Raw genomic sequence first — 5,176 nt, 5'->3', positions numbered from 1 at the left:
GGCCTTTCTCCTCCGGTCAGAACGGAGCCTTGAGATCGCGCTGGAGCGCCTCGACGATCAGCTGCTTCAGCTCGGCATGGATGTCACCACGCGTGCGTTTGCCGGGTTCGTCGCAGATCGGATCGACTTCGCCGAGCGACTTCAGCAGCGCCGCGCTGCCATCCTTGCATTCCGGTAGGAAGCTGAAATGCACGGAATCGGCAACGGCCGCATAGGCGCTGTCGGGAACGAGTGCCGCAAGCTTGTCCGAGATCACCGCCTCGGGGATCGTGCCCGGATTGCCGAGATTGATGAAGGTGAGCGGAATGTCGACCGCCTTCAGGCTGTCCGGCTGATAGGCCTGAGCCAGGCCGGGATCGACCGCCACCACGGTGCGCACACGCGGATCGCGGTTCGACTGCTCGAAGCGCGTCTTGTCGATCTTGCGCAAATCGACCTTCTCCACGTCCACAGGCACATCGCTGACATAACCGCGCCCACCGGAAAACCAGGCGCAATCCCATTTGCCGTAGCTGTCGCAATAGCGTGCATAGGCCTCGAGATCGGCGCGGGCGCCGGCGATTTCCATCGCCGCGGCGCCGCCGAGCGAAAAGCCGACGACACCGATGCGCGCGGGGTCGATCGCCGCACGCCAGCCGGCATCGGTCGAGAACCGGTCGATTAGAGCCGAGAGATCGGCGGTACGCTCCCAGATTTTCGGCGTCGCCGCCGGTGTCGAATCACCGCTCGTCGTGCCGGGGTGGTTCGGCCCTGCGACGATGAAGCCGGATTCGGCGAGCGCAGTCGCCAGCCAGGCCATGCCTTCGATGCGTCCGCCTGAGCCATGGGAGAACAGCACCAGCGGAAAATGTCCCTCGGCGATGGGCGCATCCTTGAGCGCCGGCGCGCCCTTGAAGAGCTTGTTGTCGCCGACCAGATCGGGCGTGCCGCCGGTGGTGGCCGGATACCAGACGGTGACCGGCATATCGCGTCCGCGGTCCGGTGCGAAAACGGAGATCGTGCGAACCCCGACATCTGCGGCATGGGCCGATGTGGCGGCGATACCGGCAAGCAGGAGGGCGGAAAGAAAACGGTGGCGGGCCATGAAAACCTCGTTTGGTTGCGTTTGACCCCGAAATCTTCATTGCAAGCGCCGCTCAACGCGTCCTCGATCGTGTTTGAGGTCGCCCTTGATCGCGATCCGGCCCATGATGGCCGTCACCGTCAATCGAACCGTGCTGTCCGTGCTCTTCATCCCCCTGCCCTTTGTCATCGCCATTCTGCTTTTCCTGCGCTTCGTCGCTCTCCTGCGCCAGCACGAGGTCGGCAACCGGCCGTTTCTGGTGCTGATCGGTCTCTGTATCGTACAGTCGATCGCCGTCGGCCTGCGCTGGGGCTATGATGTGACGGCAGTGCGCTTCGTCCTGCCGGTGCTGGCGGGCGCCCTGCCGCCGCTGGTGCTGGCGAGCTTTCAAAGCCTTATCCATCGTGACCGCGCGAACATCCGCTGGCTGAATATTGCGCCGCCGTTCGTTGTTCTCGCTTTGCTTTTGCTGGCACCCAGTGTGATCGATGGCGCGCTCGTCGTCATCTTCGTCGGTTACGCCATGATCCTGCTGCGGCTCGCCCATGCCGGGCCCGATGGGCTGGAGGAAGCCCGACTCGATGACGCCGTCAGCGCCCACAAGGCTCTTCTGATCGCCGCGGGCGCTCTCTGCGTTTCAGCTTGTTTCGACATCGCCGTGCTTCTCGCATTCGAATGGAGTCGCGGAGAAAACGTGCCGATGCTCGTCAGCAACGCCAATCTGCTGGGCCTCCTCCTTGTCGGCCTGACCGCGACGGTTGCGGCGCGCGCCCGCGCGCCTTCCCTGCCTTCGGAAGAGACGGAAGAAGACGCAGCGATCGCTGAAAGGGACCGCGATGTGCTGGAACGCGTCGACCGGCTGCTTTCGGAGCAAAAACTGTTTCGCGATGACAATCTGACCCTCGCACGCCTCGCCCGGCGTGCAAACGTACCGGCGCGGCAAATCTCCGGCGCGATCAACCGACTCGCCGGCAAGAACGTCTCGCAATATATCAACGATTTCCGCATCAATGAGGCCTGCCGGCTGCTGCGTGAGACCGACATGCCCGTCACCACGGCCATGCTCGAATCGGGCTTCCAGACGAAATCCAACTTCAACCGCGAATTCCGCCGCGTCACCGCCCAGAGCCCAGCCATCTGGCGCACGGAAAACCGCCCGGCGATGCCGTAGCGAAAGCCAGAAAAAACAAAAGCCCCGGAAAACCGAGGCTTCGAAACTTTGGAGAGAATGGAGCGGGTGAGGCGATTCGAACGCCCGACCCCAACCTTGGCAAGGTTGTGCTCTACCCCTGAGCTACACCCGCTCATCTGCGACGGCCTGGGGTAGATCGCTTGGCCGAAGGTCGCTGCGTTGCGGCGACGGGCGGTATATGGCCCAAGGCCTTTTAAAAGGCAACAGGGAAATTTCGGATTTTGAAGAAAAAATTACAGCGGCTTTCAAAGCGCCGGATTCTCAGGCGGTTGCGCTAAAGGGATCGAAGCCCTATCAGCGGGCAGGGACAAATCACGCCGGGAACGATGACATGAGCGAACCGCAGCCGAAGACCGACAAGGACCTTTTCCAGTTTCTCGACGGGCTCGGCATCGCCCATTCGACCAAGGAGCACGCGCCGGTCTTCACCGTCGCCGAATCGGTGGCGCTGCGTGACGAAATTCCCGGCGGCCACACGAAGAACCTCTTTGTGAAGGACAAGAAGGACAACTACTTCCTGATGACTGTCGAGGAACATGCGACGATCGACCTGAAGACCATCCACACGGTCATCGGTGCGGCGAGCAAGGTCTCCTTCGGCAAGCCGGAAAAGCTGATGGAATATCTCGGCGTCATTCCCGGCGCCGTCACCGCTTTCGGCGTCATCAACGATACCGAACGCCAGGTAAAGATGATCGTCGATGCGGATCTCATGCAATACGATACGATCAACTGCCATCCGCTGCGCAACGACGCGACGACATCGATCGGCTCGAAGGACCTGTTGCGCTTCATCGAGGCGACGGGACATGAGCCGCTTGTCTTGAAAGTCACCGCCTGACATACGATTTTGGGCGCAGACACGTGATTCAGGCGCTCGGCGCCACAGGAGAGACCATGAGTGCAGGCGAAAACCCCTATGCATCGTCCTATGGCGGCCAAATGAGCGTTTCGGCGAACTATGGCGGCGGCGCGGCTCCGGCGGCGGACGACCTGATCAAGGACACGACGACGGCGAATTTTTCGCGTGACGTGATGGAGGCCTCGCGCCAGCAGCCCGTTCTCGTCGATTTCTGGGCGCCCTGGTGCGGTCCCTGCAAGCAGCTCCAGCCGATCATCGAGAAGGTCGTGCGCGAAAGCGCCGGCCGCGTGAAGCTCGTCAAGCTTAACATCGACGACCATCCGTCCATTCCCGGCCAGCTTGGCATCCAGTCCATTCCCGCCGTCGTCGCTTTCGTCGGCGGCCGGCCGGTGGATGGGTTCATGGGCGCGGTGCCGGAAAGCCAGATCCGCGACTTCATCGATAAGGTCGCCGGCCCGGCGGGTGCTGATGAGAAGGCCGAGATCGAGGCGCTGCTGGCCGAGGCCAAAACCCTGTTCGATGCTGGCGACGTTGCCGGTGCCGCTGATCTCTATGGCGCCTTGCTGCAAGCCGATCCGGAAAACGCAGTGGCTCTTGCCGGCATTGCCGAGTGCATGATCGCCGTCGATCAGATTGAGAACGCCCGCCAGACGCTGGGCAACCTGCCGGACGCGGTCGCGGCGGATCCTACCGTGCTCGCAGTCCTCAAGAAGCTCGACCAGATCGAAGAGGCGCGCAAGCTCGGCGACCCCGCCGCTCTCGAGCGGGCGCTGGCGTTGAATGCCGACGATCATGCCGCCCGGCTGAACCTTGCGAAGATCCGCAATGTCGAGGGCGATCGCCAGGCGGCGGCCGAGCACCTGCTCTATATCATGAAGCGTGACCGCGCCTTCGACGATGACGGCGCGCGCCGCGAATTGTTGCAATTCTTCGATGTCTGGGGACCGAAGGACCCGGCGACGATATCGGCCCGCCGCAAGCTCTCGTCGATCCTGTTTTCCTGAGGTTTTTTGCCCGGGATAAGACAGCATCCCTTGAGAAACGGCGCGCCCGCCCCACATTCGGAAAAGGCGCGTCGGCGAGGGGCCGGGACGGAGGAGCCCGGACGCAGCACCGCGCCGTGGAAGGGAAGGCAATGCCATGCATGTGGGAAATGCGCGCTATCTGAAGCCGGCGGACCTGCCCGAGACGATCCCCGTCTTTCCGCTGACGGGGGCGCTTCTCCTGCCCGGTGGCCAGCTGCCGCTCAACATCTTCGAGCCGCGTTATCTCTCCATGTTCGACGATGCGCTCGCCTCGCACCGGCTGATCGGCATGGTGCAGCCGGTTTTCGGTGAGCACCGCGCAGACGAGACCGGCCATGACAATCCCGAGCTCTGCAAGGTCGGCTGCATCGGCCGCATCACCTCTTTCGCCGAGACCGGCGACGGGCGCTATGTCGTGTCGCTGACGGGTGTGTGTCGCTACCGCCTGCTGGAGGAAGCCTCCAGCACGAAATCCTATCGCAGCTTCCGCATCGCGCCCTTCATCGGCGATCTCTCCGCCCAGGACGACGAGAAGGCCGTCGACCGCGACGCGCTGCTTGCCGCGTTCAAGGCTTACCTCGACGCCAACAAGCTGGAGGCGGACTGGGAGAGCGTGGAGCGTGCCAGCAACACGACGTTGGTCAATTCCATGGCGATGATGTCGCCCTATGGCCCGGCCGAGAAGCAGGCGCTATTGGAGGCGCCGGACCTGAAAACCCGCGCTGAAACGCTGATCGCCATCACCGAGATCGTTTTGGCGCGCAGCTATGGCGATGTCGATACGCGGCTACAGTAGGACGGTATCGATGGACGAAAGCACCAGCCGGGTCGCGCCCAAACTGCTCGAACTTCTCGTCTGCCCCCTGACCAAGGGGAGGCTGCACTATGATGCGCAGGCCGGCGAACTGATTTCCGAAAAGGCCAGGCTCGCCTATCCGATCCGCGACGGCATCCCGATCATGCTGATTTCCGAGGCGCGTGAAATCAAGGATTGAGGTGTGGTTGGGGGCTTTGAACACGCCCTGTCCTTCGTC

6 protein-coding genes and 1 tRNA gene are annotated in these 5,176 nt (G+C 62.8%); 5 read left to right on the top strand and 2 right to left on the bottom strand.

Annotation, left to right across the window (positions count from 1 at the left end):
* Positions 1–16: 16 nt before the first annotated feature.
* On the bottom strand, positions 17–1,084 hold the full coding sequence (locus ACOZK4_RS19875) for an alpha/beta hydrolase family protein (RefSeq protein ID WP_421593388.1): 1,068 nt from the start codon (positions 1,082–1,084) through the stop codon (positions 17–19).
* Between the two features lie 103 nt (positions 1,085–1,187).
* Here ACOZK4_RS19875 and ACOZK4_RS19870 point away from each other — a divergent pair, with 103 nt between their 5' ends.
* Positions 1,188–2,234, top strand: coding sequence for a helix-turn-helix domain-containing protein (locus ACOZK4_RS19870; protein WP_421593386.1), 1,047 nt, complete (start codon positions 1,188–1,190; stop codon positions 2,232–2,234).
* Between the two features lie 58 nt (positions 2,235–2,292).
* Here ACOZK4_RS19870 and ACOZK4_RS19865 read toward each other — a convergent pair.
* Positions 2,293–2,367: transfer RNA gene (locus tag ACOZK4_RS19865), tRNA-Gly, on the bottom strand.
* A gap of 219 nt (positions 2,368–2,586) precedes the next feature.
* Between ACOZK4_RS19865 and ACOZK4_RS19860 the strand changes: the two genes are divergently transcribed.
* The 4 genes from ACOZK4_RS19860 (at position 2,587) to ACOZK4_RS19845 (ending at position 5,137) form a co-directional block, all read left to right on the top strand.
* Positions 2,587–3,096, top strand: a complete 510-nt coding sequence (locus ACOZK4_RS19860) for a prolyl-tRNA synthetase associated domain-containing protein (protein ID WP_313531570.1) — start codon at positions 2,587–2,589, stop codon at positions 3,094–3,096.
* A 56-nt stretch (positions 3,097–3,152) separates the two neighbouring features.
* Positions 3,153–4,121, top strand: a complete 969-nt coding sequence (gene trxA / locus ACOZK4_RS19855; RefSeq protein ID WP_421593385.1) for a thioredoxin — start codon at positions 3,153–3,155, stop codon at positions 4,119–4,121.
* Between the two features lie 136 nt (positions 4,122–4,257).
* A complete protein-coding gene (locus ACOZK4_RS19850) occupies positions 4,258–4,938 on the top strand; it encodes an LON peptidase substrate-binding domain-containing protein (RefSeq protein WP_421593384.1) in 681 nt (226 codons plus the stop codon).
* Between the two features lie 10 nt (positions 4,939–4,948).
* Positions 4,949–5,137 (top strand): Trm112 family protein, encoded by a 189-nt coding sequence (locus tag ACOZK4_RS19845; RefSeq protein ID WP_313531575.1) that lies wholly within the window; start codon positions 4,949–4,951, stop codon positions 5,135–5,137.
* The last annotated feature ends 39 nt before the right edge of the window (positions 5,138–5,176 follow it).

Source organism: Shinella sp. M27 (assembly GCF_049199905.1).
Lineage (GTDB): Bacteria > Pseudomonadota > Alphaproteobacteria > Rhizobiales > Rhizobiaceae > Shinella.
This window is presented reverse-complemented; position numbering and strand designations above follow the sequence as displayed.

Bases quoted from the DNA above. Each gene is read 5' to 3' on its own strand.
- ACOZK4_RS19875 (WP_421593388.1), bottom strand. From the start codon at position 1,084: ATGGCCCGCCACCGTTTTCTTTCCGCCCTCCTGCTTGCCGGTATCGCC.
- ACOZK4_RS19870 (WP_421593386.1), top strand. From the start codon at position 1,188: ATGATGGCCGTCACCGTCAATCGAACCGTGCTGTCCGTGCTCTTCATC.
- ACOZK4_RS19860 (WP_313531570.1), top strand. From the start codon at position 2,587: ATGAGCGAACCGCAGCCGAAGACCGACAAGGACCTTTTCCAGTTTCTC.
- trxA (WP_421593385.1), top strand. From the start codon at position 3,153: ATGAGTGCAGGCGAAAACCCCTATGCATCGTCCTATGGCGGCCAAATG.
- ACOZK4_RS19850 (WP_421593384.1), top strand. From the start codon at position 4,258: ATGCATGTGGGAAATGCGCGCTATCTGAAGCCGGCGGACCTGCCCGAG.
- ACOZK4_RS19845 (WP_313531575.1), top strand. From the start codon at position 4,949: ATGGACGAAAGCACCAGCCGGGTCGCGCCCAAACTGCTCGAACTTCTC.